The sequence below is a fragment of the Vibrio comitans genome (assembly GCA_024346835.1).
Classification (GTDB): domain Bacteria; phylum Pseudomonadota; class Gammaproteobacteria; order Enterobacterales; family Vibrionaceae; genus Vibrio; species Vibrio comitans.
Genome location: AP024867.1, coordinates 789,861 through 806,063, shown reverse-complemented (window position 1 = coordinate 806,063; position 16,203 = coordinate 789,861). Strand labels below are relative to the sequence as shown.

Annotated in this window: 14 protein-coding genes; 4 read left to right on the top strand and 10 right to left on the bottom strand. The window is 42.4% G+C overall.

Annotation, left to right across the window (positions count from 1 at the left end; all coding sequences use genetic code 11):
• Positions 1–12: 12 nt before the first annotated feature.
• The gene (locus tag OCU46_RS17425) at positions 13–1,632 is read right to left on the bottom strand and encodes an MFS transporter (protein WP_141271574.1); all 1,620 of its coding nucleotides are present in this window, start codon (positions 1,630–1,632) and stop codon (positions 13–15) included.
• A gap of 139 nt (positions 1,633–1,771) precedes the next feature.
• On the opposite strand from OCU46_RS17425, the gene OCU46_RS17420 reads away from it, so the two are divergent.
• A complete protein-coding gene (locus OCU46_RS17420) occupies positions 1,772–2,593 on the top strand; it encodes a helix-turn-helix transcriptional regulator (protein WP_167495392.1) in 822 nt (273 codons plus the stop codon).
• Between the two features lie 74 nt (positions 2,594–2,667).
• Complete coding sequence (locus OCU46_RS17415) at positions 2,668–3,120, top strand: exoribonuclease R (protein ID WP_141271576.1); 453 nt, start codon at positions 2,668–2,670, stop codon at positions 3,118–3,120.
• 75 nt (positions 3,121–3,195) lie between these two features.
• Here OCU46_RS17415 and OCU46_RS17410 read toward each other — a convergent pair whose 3' ends face one another.
• Positions 3,196–3,948, bottom strand: coding sequence for a hypothetical protein (locus tag OCU46_RS17410; RefSeq protein WP_141271577.1), 753 nt, complete (start codon positions 3,946–3,948; stop codon positions 3,196–3,198).
• Between the two features lie 668 nt (positions 3,949–4,616).
• The gene (locus tag OCU46_RS17405) at positions 4,617–5,522 is read right to left on the bottom strand and encodes a helix-turn-helix domain-containing protein (RefSeq protein ID WP_244311411.1); all 906 of its coding nucleotides are present in this window, start codon (positions 5,520–5,522) and stop codon (positions 4,617–4,619) included.
• Positions 5,523–5,830: 308 nt separating this feature from the next.
• Here OCU46_RS17405 and OCU46_RS17400 point away from each other — a divergent pair, with 308 nt between their 5' ends.
• Positions 5,831–6,274, top strand: a complete 444-nt coding sequence (locus tag OCU46_RS17400) for a nuclear transport factor 2 family protein (RefSeq protein ID WP_141271578.1) — start codon at positions 5,831–5,833, stop codon at positions 6,272–6,274.
• A 496-nt stretch (positions 6,275–6,770) separates the two neighbouring features.
• On the opposite strand, the gene OCU46_RS17395 is transcribed toward OCU46_RS17400, so the two are convergent.
• Positions 6,771–8,006 (bottom strand): hypothetical protein, encoded by a 1,236-nt coding sequence (locus tag OCU46_RS17395; RefSeq protein ID WP_141271579.1) that lies wholly within the window; start codon positions 8,004–8,006, stop codon positions 6,771–6,773.
• 1,266 nt (positions 8,007–9,272) lie between these two features.
• Between OCU46_RS17395 and OCU46_RS17390 the strand changes: the two genes are divergently transcribed.
• Complete coding sequence (locus tag OCU46_RS17390) at positions 9,273–10,076, top strand: MetQ/NlpA family ABC transporter substrate-binding protein (RefSeq protein WP_141271580.1); 804 nt, start codon at positions 9,273–9,275, stop codon at positions 10,074–10,076.
• 182 nt (positions 10,077–10,258) lie between these two features.
• On the opposite strand, the gene OCU46_RS17385 is transcribed toward OCU46_RS17390, so the two are convergent.
• The 6 genes from OCU46_RS17385 to OCU46_RS17360 form a co-directional block, all read right to left on the bottom strand.
• Positions 10,259–10,474: a hypothetical protein gene (locus OCU46_RS17385; protein ID WP_141271581.1), complete on the bottom strand. Its 216-nt coding sequence runs from the start codon at positions 10,472–10,474 to the stop codon at positions 10,259–10,261.
• Positions 10,475–10,537: 63 nt separating this feature from the next.
• Complete coding sequence (locus OCU46_RS17380) at positions 10,538–12,697, bottom strand: glycoside hydrolase family 3 N-terminal domain-containing protein (RefSeq protein ID WP_141271582.1); 2,160 nt, start codon at positions 12,695–12,697, stop codon at positions 10,538–10,540.
• Positions 12,697–13,221, bottom strand: coding sequence for a hypothetical protein (locus OCU46_RS17375; protein ID WP_141271583.1), 525 nt, complete (start codon positions 13,219–13,221; stop codon positions 12,697–12,699). The genes OCU46_RS17380 and OCU46_RS17375 overlap by 1 nt, the downstream gene beginning before the upstream one ends.
• Entirely contained in the window at positions 13,221–14,042 is an 822-nt protein-coding gene (locus OCU46_RS17370) for a carbohydrate ABC transporter permease (RefSeq protein ID WP_141271584.1), read from the bottom strand. The genes OCU46_RS17375 and OCU46_RS17370 overlap by 1 nt, the downstream gene beginning before the upstream one ends.
• Positions 14,039–14,920, bottom strand: a complete 882-nt coding sequence (locus OCU46_RS17365; protein WP_141271585.1) for a carbohydrate ABC transporter permease — start codon at positions 14,918–14,920, stop codon at positions 14,039–14,041. The genes OCU46_RS17370 and OCU46_RS17365 overlap by 4 nt, the downstream gene beginning before the upstream one ends.
• A gap of 34 nt (positions 14,921–14,954) precedes the next feature.
• Complete coding sequence (locus OCU46_RS17360; protein WP_141271586.1) at positions 14,955–16,196, bottom strand: extracellular solute-binding protein; 1,242 nt, start codon at positions 16,194–16,196, stop codon at positions 14,955–14,957.
• Positions 16,197–16,203: the final 7 nt, after the last annotated feature.

Sequence of the window (16,203 nt, the reverse complement as noted above, 5' to 3'; positions counted from 1 at the left end):
TCGTTATTATTTTTAAACCGCTGCACGCGCTTTTAGTTCTATTTGGATAGTTTCGATCTTGTTTGCCGTTAGGTCGTAGTAACGCAATGCGCCAATCGCAACAAAGGCAAAGAAAGCAGGGACGATGGTTTGTAGATAGACAATACTGGATAGCGAAGCGCCATCTTGAATTTCATTGGCCGAATATCCAACAACTGCAAGCACCCACAGCACCGTTGCCGAACCAATAGCGCCACCTAGTTTTTGAGAGAAGGTAGCAGCAGAGAAGGTCATTGCTGTTGCGCGGCGACCAGTTTTCCACTCATTGAAGTCAGCAGCATCGGCGTACATTGACCATGTAATTGGCGACTTAGGCCCAAGTGCCAAGCTGATCAAGATGTTCAGAACAAACATAGTGATAATCTCAATCGGCAGCTCTGAGCTGTTCATCACCTCGCCATTCGCTAAGGTTTTCTGAATGCTGATTACCGTACCGCGAGCATCATCAAGGCTGAGCTCTTCTGTACCCTCGGCAACCACAACCTTATCGCTAAATATCCAGAAAGATTTTTGATGTTCAATCCACTCAATATGCTCACCTTCAGCTGTTGGTTCACCCAAGACTTCAGTAGCGGTTAAGGTTATGGACTCGCTTGAAGGCACAGTGACCATGCCCATAGCGGCAGGCTTTGGCACAAAGGAAAACGCAATACTTAGCGAACCAACAATCCCCATCAGAATCATCAAAAGCTTAGCTTTATCAGCAATCTTGCGCGTTAGATAAGGCGTCGCCAAACAACCCACCGCATAGGCTGCCATTTGCAGACCAATGTACGATCCCATTAGATCTGGGCGCTCAACAAAGTACTTGAAGTAATACGTTGCGCTACTGCCGCGAAATACAATGGTCATCATGATGATCATCGCCAGAGCAAACAATATCAGCCAAGGCTTGTTGTTCATCAGATCTTTGATGTCAGAAATTGGATTGGTTTTCTGTCCAACTGGCGGTACGACACGCTCTTTAGTGGTGTAGAAAGTGATAAAGAAGCACACTGTAGCAACACTTGCGTACAGGGCCATTGTTAACTGCCAGCCTCGAGCATCATCGCCGTTACCAAAATAATCTGCTAATTCAGGTGTAAACGCGCCCACTAAAATACCGGTTGCGTACGCGAAGAAAAAACGAAGGCCAAACAGCGAGTTTCTTTCTTCTGTATCGGCGGTTATTACACCCGCTAGCGAGGAATAAGGAGTACTTAAGATGGTGTAACACAGCATCATCAGTGAGTAAGTACCATAAGCCCAGATAAGCTTTCCGCCCTCTCCTAAATCAGGTGTACTCATGGTCAGTACTGCTGCACCTGCCATCGGAATAGCACCAAGCATTAAGTAAGGTCTAAATTTACCCCAGCGAGAGTTCGTGCGATCAGCAATAGCCCCCATCAATGGGTCAGAGATTGAATCGACGATTCGAGTGACCAAAAACATAGTACCTGCAGCTGCTGCAGATAAACCAAAGATATCAGTGTAGAAGTAAGATAAGTAAGATCCGATGATGATCCAGTAGAAGTTAAAGCCAGAGTCACCTATGGCATAACCTAGCTTTTCACGCAGGCTAAGCTTTGCTGTTCTATCTAAAGAGTTCGACATTAGTTGTGCCCTATTTGTTATTATTTTCCGTTATGTCCGTATACACGGCTTATTTGACACTTTAATGTATTCATCTCCTCATTCTATGGCACAATCTCTCTTGAGCATGTCTAAAACTATCAAGAGAGTAATAACGTCGATGGTGTCAAATAAATTCAAATTGGGTAAAAACTCGACTGAGTTATTTATTTCTCAAGACAACGCGCCACTTTTTGCTAGCCAGCAAATACGCATGGCGGGTGTAACCCATGTTTGTGATGAATACCTTTGCTCTAGGAAAAATCCGGACCATCACACACTGCTGTTTACCTTGTCGGGTAATGCTACGGTGGAGAGTGAAGGACAGACAATTAGCCTAACCGCATCGAGCATGGTACTGCTCAAACACGATGTTGACTTTGTGTACTACAAAACGGACAGCCACTGGGATTTTGTATGGTTCATTCTTGAGCCAACCTCTAACTGGGCGGGAATGAACTCGCTCCCTCTCTCTTTGGGAAAGGGTCACTACAACGATAACCTAAAGCACATGCTGCACTTACTGACGTTAGATGTGCCATTTGAAACTAGAAAGATACTCAACCAAGACATCCACCTCTATATTCAAAAGTCCATCATTCAATTTGATGCACCAGATATGAAAGGTCAATTAGAGCGCCTGTTCCTGGAAGTGGATCAGCAACTTCACTTCCCATGGACGACGCAAGTCATGGCAAAGAAACTGCACATTTCAGAGCCCACCTTGCACCGCCTTTGCAAAAACACCTATCAGCAGAGTCCCAAGCAAAAAGTTATAGAACTGAGAATTAAGCGTGCACAATTTTTGCTACTAAATACGCACTGGCCCCTTGCGGTTATCGCCGAGCAAGTCGGTTATAAAGATGGTTTTGGTTTATCGAAAATGTGCAAGAAGGTATTGGGTGTTAGCCCTGAAAGCCTAAGAAACATGGCTGAGCAATAACATCTAGCACTGGTAAAATCATGCATAAGGCTTAGAATGCGGGTCCTATTAAACAGCTAACTAGAGCGATTTTTATGCTTCGTGATTACACCTTTGATTGCCTTGTCACTATGCCCCGCCACGAACTTGAAGAGTTTGGCGCACGAATGATCAGTAAAATGGTGCCAGAAGACGTGATGAGCGAGCTTTTCACATTCGATCATGAAGAAGTGGATAGCGAAGAGCGCATGATGTCAGCACGCCTAGATGCCACACTGCGCATGACGGCTATTGCTCTTAGTGAGATTCAGCAAGCCTTTGATGACTCAGAAAATGCTAAGCAAAATAGTGAGAGAATGACACGCTTGGTACTGTGGCACTTCTACGCAATTTCGTTCAACCTAGAAGAAGCCATCACCCTCGAAACTCACTGCGAGCAGGTAGAGAAGATTTTAGTCAATGCTCCTCAAGATGCTTTTGGTTGGGTAAAAACGCTCACCGAGCTTTTGCACACCTACGCGAGTATTAACGCTGAGCAGAATCCTTAATTAGAGATAAAACTCTGTATCGAAAGAAACAGGCTCCAATAATGATGCTGGAGCCTGCCCATTTATGCCGTTGCTTTACGCATCAACAGGTTTTAACGCCCAAAACATCATGGTCGTCACACTAGGTATCGCAAGGTGTGCGAAATCAAATTGATCGTATAGGTACGTAGGTGGGATATCTTTGGCAAGGTTGGTTTGACCATCAATAAAAATGATCTGATCTTGCTGTTTTTCAGCATAGATATAGTGGCTATTGTCGCGAATAAGATCCTCTTTTAAACCTATTGCAACAACAAAACGAGTCCCATTCGGGTATTCGTTCATTTCATGCCAAGACTGAGACTCCTGTACCTTGGTTTGATCTAACGCTTTCCATTGACTGCCTTGTGGTGTCGCGAGTTCAAATGGCATATCTTCGGTCTTAACAGACAAGTAGTTGGAAATACCCACTAATTGCTTCTCTACCGTAGGAGCATGCTGACCCCAAAAGTGGTCCCCAGTGTTTGGCATCATATCTTCAGCTTCATCCGAAACCGAAGCTGTTGTTTGACGCGTCGCAAGCCCAGTCGCATTCAATGAGCAGTTCGATAACATGCGACTCTCATTATTTGTAAGGAGTGCAACGTTGATAATTTCACCAACCTCACTAGAAATTTGATTCGCCACTGGCTCTAAGCCCTGATTTAGTGCAACAAACGCACCATTTTGGGCCGCCACCGCATCCTTAATCACGGCAATACGCTCATCATCTATATCACTAGAAGTAAGTGCATAAGCGCTTGGTGCTAATAAACAAATTGCCATAGCTATGGATTTTACTTTAAACATATTCATCTCCTGTATATAACAGCCAGAAAGATGCAGAAGCCAGGCCAATGTTTGCCATACTGGCCACAGTAAATGTAAGGAAGTGTAATCGGTGTCTATTTGCAACAAGCCATTGTGAGACCTATCTGCGATCTGTGCGTATCATGGGGCATAGAGGTACGATTATCCTCATTCACTTCAAGTGACTTACTCCATATGGAACAAGGCAACTCTTCATCTAGGTTACTAAAAGTATGAACTGGGTTGATTCTAGTGGTAGCTTTAAAGCTAAACCTCTGCTTTGCTTTTTCTGAGACAAAGTCGGGGTATTTTTCAAACGCAATGTTTAGATGCAACTCGTTTTAAGGCAAAGGCAATTTAGCTTTGGCTCCCCCAACTCGTCTGTGGACAAAAGTGAGTTTCGATTTTTGATGAGTAGTGAGTCTTCGGATAAAATCAAGTAGGGCAAAAGGTAAGACCTGCCTCCGTTTAGTGCGGCTTGGTTCTAAAAAAGTAACTAGAATTGAAGTCTGGCATATTTGAGCCAGTATAGACGTTGCTGGGGCATCTATGGAAAAGCCTAGCCCACATGGCTCCTTCAGGAGTGAACGAAGTTATTGACTCGATTTAATTAGTACTTTTATTAGACGCAACCTTTGTAGTATTCCATCATTCGTTCCTATCTATAATTAGTGCGTAGTACGATATTGACGAGGACTTATACCCATTTTGGCTTTGAACAGCTTCGAAAAATGTTGCGGATATTCAAAGCCTAGATCAGAAGCAATTTTGGTAATGCTATCTTTGGTACCAAGCATTTGCCGCTTTGCTCGATCAATGAGGAACAAATGGATGTGATCTAAGGCACTTTTCCCCGTTTCTTGCTTTAATAAATCACTTAAATAATAAGGTGATAAGCCTAACTCTTTACCGCATATTTGAACGCTTGGGATCCCGTACTCTAGCATGGTTCCGTCGTTATAATACTGATTCAAAAACGCATCGAAGCGATCTATTAGCTCTCTATTCTGAGGTGATCGCAGCATAAATTGGCGATCATAGAATCGAGTACAGTAACTCAGCAGCAACTCTAAATTAGCGTTCAAGACCTTCTTTGTATGGCGGTCCATATTTTGATGTGTTTCAGAGGCTATGTTAGTGGCAATCTCTCCCAAAATGTCGATTTCTCGTTGGGAGCAATGGAGGGCTTCACTGATATCATATTGAAAAAATGAGAATCGCGATATTGTGAGCGCTAAATCCATACCCTTTAACAATCTAGGGTGAAAAGCGATACTCCAACCGACATCGTCAGCGGATAATTCCATTTTATCAACACGAAATGTTTGACCAGGTGCCATAAAGGCAAGCATGCCCTCTTCGAAATCATAGATGTTATGGCCGTAACCAAATTGGCAGTTGGCGCAATCTTTTAATGCAATTATGTATAAATTTAAGTCAACTTCCGTACCTACTTCGGCGGTGACATGCAATTCAGACTGCTTAAACACGGAAATTAATGGGTGTAAAGGTTTGCCCAATCCTAAGTTGCGATGAAGTTGTGCGATACTGTCGATGGCAATGTGTTTACTCATTGTAGTTCTCCGTATATAGCACTATTTATCTCAGAAGTTGAGGCTAGTGCTTACCTTCTCTTGGTCTGTTTCACACCCCGACCTTACATCTATTGATCATACGTAACTTATACATTTCTCGAAATTTATTGTGCTGAAAGACGCAACGAGTAGCTCTCTAATAAATCAGCTAAACCGCCATATACAAAGAGGGTTCGCTGTTTTCAAACAGCATAACTGACCAATTTCAACCTTTTACGAAATGTATACGTTTTGGATTTTAACTTGCTATAAGCTAAATCTCTAATCATCAATATTAAGGAGTCAAAATGTCTATTTCAGCCAACCAGAATACGAATACTATCGACATCAATAAGAAACACGCTTTAGACGTTATTAACGCCATCAGCAATGGCGACTGGCAATACGTCTCTGATAATTTTGCTGACGACGCAAAAATATGGGTAGCTGGCTCTATGCCTATCTCAGGTTATCATGATAAATCCTTTGTGGATGGGTTAGGTGAAAGCAATAAAGTGGGTTTTCCTAATGGGATGAGCTTTACCGCCAAAGCCATGACAGCGGAAGGTAACCGAGTCGCGATTGAAGCAGAAACGTTAGGCACTCATGCCAATGGCAAAGTCTATAATAACCACTTTCATCTTTTGATGGTGTTCCGAAACGGAATGGTTATCGAGTGGAAGGAGTATATGGATACGGAACACGCTAACCAGACGTTTTTTGGTCAATCATGTTTCTCTCTTGGCTGCTAATCAAGTCTAGTTTGCAGCCATTCATTTCTAAATAGAGTTCAATACGTTATTCAAACCTGTACCCACAGGCTTATAACTACAGCATAGAACCACACTCCTGCAGTAATCCTCAAACGTCGGAAAATTTGCAGGAGCAGTTCTTGGTTTGCCCCATTAGTTTTCATTGGTTAATTATGACTGGAGAAAAGTCTTGTTTCCATCAGTGCCAGCACGGAAAGGGCATTTCTGAGTTACGAATTACCCCGTTGTGACTGTTTTGGACAAAAGTTCTAAATTAAGCTTGGTTTTTATGAAGCTCTCAAAATCATCAAGTAATGAGTGAGAAAAACTGAGCTAAATATTATATTAACAATCACTTACCAAGTAATTATTTACTTTTAGAGGAATAAATCCTCAGTAAAAAGATTGTCAACCTCGAAATAGCCTTTTATTTAACCACACAAAATTTCATCTATTAATACTCGCCCCTTAGATTCAAGGGGCGGATACTTGTACACTAGTAAAGGTTCACCTCACCTGGACCACCGATAAATGTGATAGTCGAGTCAGTACGATCTACTGACTCTTCACTAATTACAAACGTGTATTTTTTATTTGGCTCTAAGAAGACACTTGCAATATGCGGTACACCACCACTATCTTGACCTAGTAGATTCCCGTAGTCTCCGCTAACAGGTAATTCTCCTTCAAAAACATACAAACTGACAGGTATTGACCATATTGAACCTGATTTAGCTTGTACTTTGAATCCGTAAACTCCAGCAGTATCTACTTCTAACTCCCACGAGCGATATGATACCTTTTCCTCTGTGCGCCCTAAATCTTCGCCTGTGAAATAGTCAAAGTCAGGTCTATGCCACTCCCCTTTATAAGGAGTACTGCTATAAAACTCAGAAATTATTGGATTAAATAATTCAATTCTTAAATTGCTCCATTCAATTTTATTTTCAGTAATTTCACCAGTATCAGGATCTATGTTAAATTGATTGCCATTTCTATTTTCATGTTGGATAGAGTATTTATCTCCACCTGGGATACCGATTAATTCAACACTCTCACCATCAGATGAGAAATAACCTGTAGCACCAAGAGGAGCATGCCAATCTACTTTGTTTACAGTATCTTGATCTATATAACCTGTATATTTAATCCTTTGTGTTTCAAGCCCCCTCGCATACAAGAAGGTTGATGTGTATCTCATGTACTCACGAGCGTATCCGCTATGTTTTTGAGTCATATCATAGACAGTTCTAATTCCTTTATATGACTCAACATTTGGTAATTCAATTAATTCTTTTCTCGCTAAAGCACCACCCCGCCCACTACCATAAAGAGTAATATCAAATGGTTCTGAAGTAGAGTATGCAAAAGCACGATGATCCCTGTAGCACTGACTACCGTCATACTTATAAGTCAATGCATCTTCAAAAACAACATCATTTCCGCAAGGAATATACTCATTCCTATAGGGGTCAAATACTGATATATATTTAATTTTATCGCCTTTAGAAATATTAATTGCTCCTGAAATCAAGAAACTATCATGAGGGAAATAAATATGGTCTCGGCCAGAATGAATCCATCCATTGACTGAGTCAGCAGCAGGGCCGATCATACTTTGAGATTGAAATGCTCCATAAATAGGACTATCTGAAATGTTCTGAATTGATATAGTGTCAGCATGTGCAACAGCACTAACTAGAATACTACTTACTAATATGAATTTATTCATTTTTCCCTTCATTTTTTAAGTTTTAAAAAAGCATAATTACTTAGCTCTCTTTTAATATACAAGATCATGAAAAATGACTGGTAATACCACATAGATATAAATACTTCATATAAACATAAGAAAAAGACAATAAAAACCATTTATAATCAATGATTTAGAATTTTACACTGGATCTAGTTGAATTAATTAGGATAAATAAAACAATCTTCTATTTCATCTTTTTTATATATTACAAACCCTTACATAACCTAACTCGTTATTTACATATTGTGACATCGATTTGATCTTTCCCGTTTAACAATTACCATATTAAAACAATCATCAATACTTGGTATTCATATAACTCCTATTATTAATTAAGCTATATCATGATTCGTGACGACAAACGCAGCTATGGTATCGTTGTCTCTCGAACGAGTTACTCAACGACGCTATCAGTTGAATCAACCGAACAAACACTAGTGACCTAGAACCACTCTGTAGTGGCCAACTATAACTAGCCGCTGTTTGTATATTTCCCAGTAAACGTTCGGCTAATTTGGAGTGAGGTCGAAATAGTGGTATGCGATATGAGCTAACTTTAGTACTTAATGATATTGCCAACAAAACTACTCCAAATATCAGATAAACGAAGAAACGCTTCTTTAGGATATTGAATCGCAAAGGTTAGATTGCTCTGTGTAGCACAGATATTAGAACTACTTACTTTGGATAGTTATTGGTAGAGAAAACACACGAGCCCGCATTTTGGAGAATGTTCAATCTCAATGATTTAGGGGCATAAACGAGCTAGCGGTGGTCATGCTAGGATGTATCGAGACATAATGAGTTTTCCAACATCCTCCCTATTACACTCCGATCAGTACGGAAAGCACAACCTCTATAAGAAATATGCTATCCCCGCTACCTTCATTAAAACTGTAAACACTCACAACTAAAAAAGTAGTTACACCTTTAGTTATTTGAGCTATTTCATCGAGTACATAACATTCGATCACAAACACCCCAACGCAAGGGTTCAAAAAGTTGATCGAGTGCCACCTCACCTCACCCTCATTGCACCTATGGATTTGTTGATAGCGTCATCAGCGTTGGGCTAGCTTAGCTGAATCTCATAAAATCTTAACTCTCTGATAAGTATGGGAATCGTACAATTATTCGTTTACTTGGCGGGTTCTCTGAAATGTTTATTGACCCAGGAAAATGAAAAGATATTATGGATGTCTAGACATCTGTTTCGTCTTTTCTACATTAAATGGAATTATTATGAAGATCACTAAAAGAATCACAGCATCGCTGTTGGCATCTGCACTCGCATTTGGCTTAACAGGATGTGGTGACAACGATGAATCTGTTATTAAGATTGGTGCAACGGTTGGTCCACACGCCCAAGTTGTTGAAGCCGTAGCGAAAGAAGCTGAAAAGCAAGGTATCCATATCGAAGTAGTTGAATTCTCTGACTATATCACCCCTAATGCGGCCCTAGCCGATGGAAGCATCGACTTAAACAGCTATCAGCATCAGCCTTTCTTGGATAACTATAACGACAACCACAATAGTGAACTGGTTTCTATTGGTCGCTCTATCTTGATGCGTATGGGGGTTTACTCGAACAAATACAATACGCTTGAGTCGATTCCTGAGAACGCTCGAATCGCTATTCCTAACGACCCAACTAATCGCGGTCGAGGCCTACTACTACTTCAAGAAGCAGGTTTAATAACACTAAAAGAAGATGCAGGCTACAGCGCAACCTTAGGCGACGTCGTGGCTAATCCCAAGAATATTCAGTTGGTAGAGGTGGATGCAGCTCAATTGCCGCGTACATTAGACGATGTAGATGCAGCAGCAATTACCATGAACTATGTGATGTCTTCGGGTCTAGATCCTAAAGAGCAAGGCATCTACCTAGAATCAAAAGATGCACCTTTAGCAGTGATGGTGGTTGCTTCGAGAGATACAGAGAAAGACAAAGAGGTTTTCGAGCAGATCATGTCTATCTATCACTCGAAAGAAATTAGCAGCTTCTTGGATACCACCTTCAAGGGCACCATCGAAGCGGCTAATTGATAAAATCAAGAACAAACAGAAAAGTCATGCACTTTACGGTTTACTTCAAATAGCGGTAAAAAGAAGGCCTAGTCGCTAGTAATAAAGTTCGGGACTAGGCCTTCAAAAAGGTATTAATACTTCTTAACTCACATGTATTACCTCATTAGAGGCAAAGTAAAAGCTCTAGCTAATCGCGCTGATCAATCACCGTGTTCAAAGTAATCCATCGTCGCGTCTAGGCGGGCTTCTTCAGCCAGCATCTTACACAGCTTCGCATCAACACTACTCACAGCGGATGCCAGCTCGATAACACGCTCATGGTCGTTGACCGCCTGAGCCTTACCCAGTTCAATACATGCTTCGGTACTGGCAAACGCCGATGCAGAGAAGAGTGACAAAATCAGTAACTTTTTCATAATCGCCTCACAGGTCCATTTGTCCACAGATGACAAAGAGATAAGACCCGCTTTGGCTCAAATTTATTTCGTTATAGAAAAGCTAGTAAATAAAGAGCACTCACTACTACCACCCACATACACCTCTACATCGCCTTCATCATTACTAAAACAACTGTCGATGCCATAGTAAGAAAGTAACTCTGGTGTTAGCTTGAATTCAATCAACTTCGACTCTCCGGGTGCTAGTTGGATCTTGTCGAATGCTTTCAATTCTCTGAGCGGTCTCGTAGTCGTTGCCACTTTACGACGGATGTAGCACTGCACTGTCTCTAGCGCGCTCTTCTCACCAAGATTTTTAACTTCAACAGAAACCGTTTGGGTCTGATCTTGAGATAGCTCGTTTAGCGCTACACTCAGATTGCTATAACCAAACTGGGTATAGCTCAGACCATATCCAAATGGATACAAAGGCGTTTCTGATAGATCTTTGTACGGCATGTACTCTTGATAATCACGCTTCTTACCTATCTGCTTTCGCCCATAATACATAGGGATTTGCCCAGTGCTTCTCGGCACTGTCATGGACAACTTGCCACTTGGTACTGCCTTGCCAAATAACAGATGAGCAACGGCAAGCCCTGTCTCTGTACCAGATTGCCAAGCCTGCAGAAGCGCATCAGCATAACGCTCAGTCATGGGTGAGGGAACAGGGCGACCAGTACACTGAACTACAACTAAAGGCTTACCTATTTGACCGATAGCTTCAATCAACTGCTCTTGACCCGGGGGCAACGTTAGTTCTGCAATGTTGCGAGCCTCACCGGTACGTCTGTGACTTTCACCCACACATAGCACCACCACATCCGCTCTATGTGCACACTCAACCATCTCATCGCTGAAGCTAGATGCTTCTGTGAGTACCTCAACATCTGGAACCACTCTGGTTATGCCTTCGGCAATTGAGGTTACGTCCTCAGCCTTACCATCCAAACACCAAGACCCCAAATGCTGACGTTTTGAATGAGCATGTGGCCCTAAAACTGCTACCTTGAGTCCTATGGTAGACAAAGGCAGAAGGTCATCTCGGTTTTTCAACAGCACCATGCTTTGCTCTGCCAATGCCAACGCATCTGTAACATGTTCTGGATGGCGAAGTAGGTGCTTGTGTCCATTAGGATCCACATAAGGCCTTTCAAACAAACCTACTTTAAACTTGGCCAACAATACACGGCGAGTAGCCTCGTCAATAGCATCGGCTAAATCAGGTTCTTGCAAAACCTGGCGCTCAAGATGCCCCTCATAAGCATCATTAGTCATCGCCATATCAACCCCTGAGAGCAATGCTTTTTTAGCTGCTGCTTGCTTGTCTGCAGATACCCCAAAGTATTCAAGGTCTGAAATGGAGCCCCAATCACTCACGACCATTCCCTCAAAACCTTTGTCAGATTTGAGCCAGCCGTTGATTAAGCTTTCAGCCGAAGTAGTGGGTGTACCGCCTAAATCGTTGAAGCCTGTCATCAAAGTCGCAACGCCCGCGTCAACTGCAGCTTCAAAAGCGGGAAGATACACGTTATGTAAAGTGTTATCGGTGATCTCTGTAGTGTCATAGTCACGCCCACCCTCCGCAGCACCATAGCCGATAAAGTGCTTAGCACAGGCCAAAATTGAGTCAGGGTCACTTGGATTGTCCCCTTGGAAGCCTTTAACAACCGCTTTCGCAAACTGGCCGCCAAGATGCGGGTCTTCACCGCTACTCTCAATCACTCGTCCCCACCGAGGATCGCGCACTATGTCCAGCATAGGAGCAAAGGTCCAATTAATACCTAAAGAAGCCGCCTCTTTTGCAATACCTCGATAGGCTTTTTCAACCAAATTTGGATTCCAAGAACAAGCTTGCGCAAGTGGTATAGGCAAAACCGTTGACTGCCCATAAATAACGTCCCTAGCAAAGATAATAGGGATACCTAAGCGGCTCTCCTCTACTGCAGTTCTTTGGATCTCATTAAGCTGCTCAGGATCAACACTTTCGCCAAGTGCATTCCCTGCCCATGCTGTATCGGCCAAAATACGTGAGCCCCATTCGCCCTTACGAACCTTTTCAAGATATGTCTCGCGGTTATCCTGATAGTCGAGCATAGGTGACTGACAAAGCTGCCCTACTTTCTCAGCTAGAGTCATACGTTCTAGTAGGTCTTGAACTCGCAGTTCAATTGCCAAGGATGAATTTTTATACGCTTCCATTATTCTTCCTCTTCAGACAGCGTTATTTGAGCCAGTTCAATAGCACCTATGTTTTCCCTATAGAAATGAGGAAATGCTTCTTGTAAAAACTCATCCATCTCATTTGCTACTTCGATATCGCCATTAAGAGTTGCGCGACTTAGCAAAATTGAGGCGGCCTCTGGAACGTAACGCATATCGAGCTCCACGTAGATTTCAATAAAGCTCATCAGCTCTTCTTCATTGAGTTTGCCTAGCATTTCACCAACACGACCCTTTGCCTGGTAATAGAAGTCTGGCTTGTAACCAAGCACCGCCTCTTCCCAAGTTTCAATCACTTGTTGATAGCCACCTAGGTACACATCATCCCTACGAAGCTCTAGTTTATTCATCCCTTTAAGCGCAATGGTGTAGTTCTCTACTTCAGCTTGAGCTTCAGCAAACTCGAAGTAATCCGAGGACATGTTGTAGGTCTTCAACCATGCATAGAAAAATGCCACGGTAACTAAACCCACCAAGACAGAGAGTTTGACAATAGATTTCATTATTTCACTCCTACACCGGTAAAGGCTTTAATGAAGTTTTTCTGTAGGCAGAAGAAAACAATCACCACAGGGAAAGCAATCATGGTCGTCATCGCCCAAAGTTGCTCTAGATTGGTTGAAGGCACTTCTGTTTTGAAGTTGTACAGTGCCAACTGAAGCGTCATCAGTGACTCGTCGCGTACGTACAACAGTGGGCCCATAAAGTCGTTCCAAGCCCCCATAAAGGTCAGGATACCTACCGTTGCAAGCGCCGGGCGCAGCATTGGAAGCACAACCTTAAAGAAGATACGGAACTCACTAGCACCATCGATACGTGCAGCTTCAAGATAAGCGTTATCAATCTGCTTCATAAACTGCACCAACAAGAAGATGTTGTACGCACTGATCGCACCAGGAATGATAAGTACGCGATAAGTGTTAATCCAGTTCCACTCGTACATCATGATGTACGTCGGGATGGTAAACAGTACCGCAGGTATCATCATCGAACCCAGAATTACCTTCAGCCAAAATTCACGCCCTGGAAGATTCGTTTTTACAATCGCATACGCAACCATGCAAGAAAACAAAGTATTTAGAACCGTTACCGATACTGAAATAAAGATGGTATTAAAAAATACACGACCTAAATTAACCGTTTCAAATACCTCTAAATAACCTCTAAATGAAATAGATGTAGGTAGAGAGTTTGGCGAGTGTAATATTTCTGGCCCTGCTTTAAATGAGTTCATAATCATATAAAAGAAGGGGTAAATCACGATGAGGCTCGTTATTATTAACGCGCCGTAAATCAAGGTATTCTTTCTTACCTGGCTGTTCATTCGTGAGCTCCTTTACTGGTGATTTTCAATTGCATCATGGTCAGTAGATAGATAACTAGGGCTAGCATTAAGCCAATGGTTGAAGCTTCTCCCATCTTCATCTGTTCAAAACCGGTTTGATACAGATAGAGCACAGGGGTTAGAGCGGATTGATAAGGACCACCGCTCAGATCAAAGTTCATGAATACTTCCACAAACATCTGCAAGCCATTGATAATATTGATAGTCATTACAAAAATAATTTGAGGTTGAAGCATAGGTAGGGTGATACGACGAACCTTTCTCCACCAAGATGCGCCATCAATGTCCGCAGCCTCGAATAGAGACTTGTCGATACTTGCAATACCACCAAGGAAGATAATCATCTGCACGCCGAACCACTTCCAAGCGCTGAAAACGGCGATGACTGGCATAGGCAACCACTGCTCAAACTTCCAAAATACTGGCTCTTCGATAACGTTGGCATTTAGCATCACATTTTGCACCGGACCTGTTGGGCTAGATACAAACTCAAAGATGATCATAGCAACCGTAATAGAGGTAATTACCGGAATGAACATTACAGTACGAAATAAACTCGCACACCAGCGGATTTCATGAAGTAATAGTGCCAAGCCTAATCCCATCACAAAGCTCAGGATGACAAATATCACTTGGTTAAATACAACGTTAAACAGTGATTTCCAAAATAGATTATCGCTAACAATTGAAATCCAGTTTTTAAATCCCACAAAACGTGTATTTTCTGGAGTGAGAATATTTACATTTAGAAAACTACTTTCAAATGATAAAAAGAGTGGATAAAGCAGAAATACTGCGAAATAGACTATCCAAGGTGCAAGGAATACATACCCAACACTGAAGTTCTTGAGTTTCATAATTTAGCCTTAGAATTTATTTAAAGAAGTCGAACTATTGTCTTAGAACTTTTCTAGACTTATCCCCTGCATCAATAACCGCCTGTTCACCGGACACTGATTGCTTGAGCACTACCTTGGAATATTCGTCCAAAATGACATTCGCCACATCAGATACCTGGGCAAAAGGTTCACTCATTAAAGAGTTCTGCAATTGGTCCACAAATGGTTTTACATCATCTCGCTGGTAATATTCATGCTCTTTTAGGCTATTTAGAACAGGAAGTTGAGCTAGGGCCACATTGGCTTTGTGGTTCACTTCTTCTTCCATAAGAAGCTGAATAAATTCCCAGCCAAGCTGTTCTGTAGGTTCATCACTCTTAAAGATCATCAGGGCTCGCCCATCTAGGGTCGAATAAGATATATCGCCCAGATTACGAGTTGGAATAGGCGCGACACCAATGTCTTTCCCGATAGACATAGGTCTGTCTGCTGCTTCAGTAAAGTTGGCTTTCCAACCAAATCCAAATTGTGGCCACATACCGATAGTGCGAGAGAAAAAGCTCTTCTCCATGGTCATAGGAGCAAATTCTTGCGCCTTTGCAATAGTGTCCAAAAATTGATCCATATTGGCATCAGGGCGATCAAACACCGGATTAGTACCAAAACGGTTAAGAAGCTGATACAGACCGTCATTGAAGTTGTAGTACATCTGCGCGAGCATTCCCCAGTACCAACTGCCAGTAGACAAGACCTCATTCCAAAAGACAGTACCGTAGACTGGGCTACCGTCAGCACGCGGAGGAAGCTGACTGATTTTCTCAGCAGCATACAAGAACTCATCCCAAGTTCTTGGTGGCTGGTCTGGGTTTAATCCCGCCTCGCGAAATAACTCTTTGTTATAGATCATCAGCTGTGTGGTGGCATTCCACGGGATATAGTAGGTGCGACCAAAATTTTGACGCATAAATTGAGGATCAATGCGCTCTACAAGCTCGTCGTATCCCTCAAACTCATCGAAGTATGCCAAACGCCCCATCTTGGCATATCGTGCTGGTTGATAACCAAACACACCAGCATAGACGTCCGGTAAGTCCCCTGCAGCGATGCGAGTATCAAGGTTTTCATCGTTTGTAAGAGAAACTCGCACATTTGGGTGACGCTTCTTAAACTCAGGCAACACTTCTTGGCGCATAAAGTCCATGTAGTTGCCCACTGGCGTCATGATTTCAAGTTGTAGGGCGCTAGCTGTTTGGCTAGTTAGAAGCAGTAATATTCCACTCAACCATTTTTTCATTCGAACA

Bases quoted from the DNA above. Each gene is read 5' to 3' on its own strand.
- OCU46_RS17375 (WP_141271583.1), bottom strand. From the start codon at position 13,221: ATGAAATCTATTGTCAAACTCTCTGTCTTGGTGGGTTTAGTTACCGTG.
- OCU46_RS17410 (WP_141271577.1), bottom strand. From the start codon at position 3,948: ATGTTTAAAGTAAAATCCATAGCTATGGCAATTTGTTTATTAGCACCA.
- OCU46_RS17390 (WP_141271580.1), top strand. From the start codon at position 9,273: ATGAAGATCACTAAAAGAATCACAGCATCGCTGTTGGCATCTGCACTC.
- OCU46_RS17415 (WP_141271576.1), top strand. From the start codon at position 2,668: ATGCTTCGTGATTACACCTTTGATTGCCTTGTCACTATGCCCCGCCAC.
- OCU46_RS17380 (WP_141271582.1), bottom strand. From the start codon at position 12,697: ATGGAAGCGTATAAAAATTCATCCTTGGCAATTGAACTGCGAGTTCAA.
- OCU46_RS17405 (WP_244311411.1), bottom strand. From the start codon at position 5,522: ATGAGTAAACACATTGCCATCGACAGTATCGCACAACTTCATCGCAAC.
- OCU46_RS17365 (WP_141271585.1), bottom strand. From the start codon at position 14,920: ATGAAACTCAAGAACTTCAGTGTTGGGTATGTATTCCTTGCACCTTGG.
- OCU46_RS17400 (WP_141271578.1), top strand. From the start codon at position 5,831: ATGTCTATTTCAGCCAACCAGAATACGAATACTATCGACATCAATAAG.
- OCU46_RS17370 (WP_141271584.1), bottom strand. From the start codon at position 14,042: ATGAACAGCCAGGTAAGAAAGAATACCTTGATTTACGGCGCGTTAATA.
- OCU46_RS17385 (WP_141271581.1), bottom strand. From the start codon at position 10,474: ATGAAAAAGTTACTGATTTTGTCACTCTTCTCTGCATCGGCGTTTGCC.
- OCU46_RS17425 (WP_141271574.1), bottom strand. From the start codon at position 1,632: ATGTCGAACTCTTTAGATAGAACAGCAAAGCTTAGCCTGCGTGAAAAG.
- OCU46_RS17420 (WP_167495392.1), top strand. From the start codon at position 1,772: ATGGTGTCAAATAAATTCAAATTGGGTAAAAACTCGACTGAGTTATTT.
- OCU46_RS17395 (WP_141271579.1), bottom strand. From the start codon at position 8,006: ATGAATAAATTCATATTAGTAAGTAGTATTCTAGTTAGTGCTGTTGCA.
- OCU46_RS17360 (WP_141271586.1), bottom strand. From the start codon at position 16,196: ATGAAAAAATGGTTGAGTGGAATATTACTGCTTCTAACTAGCCAAACA.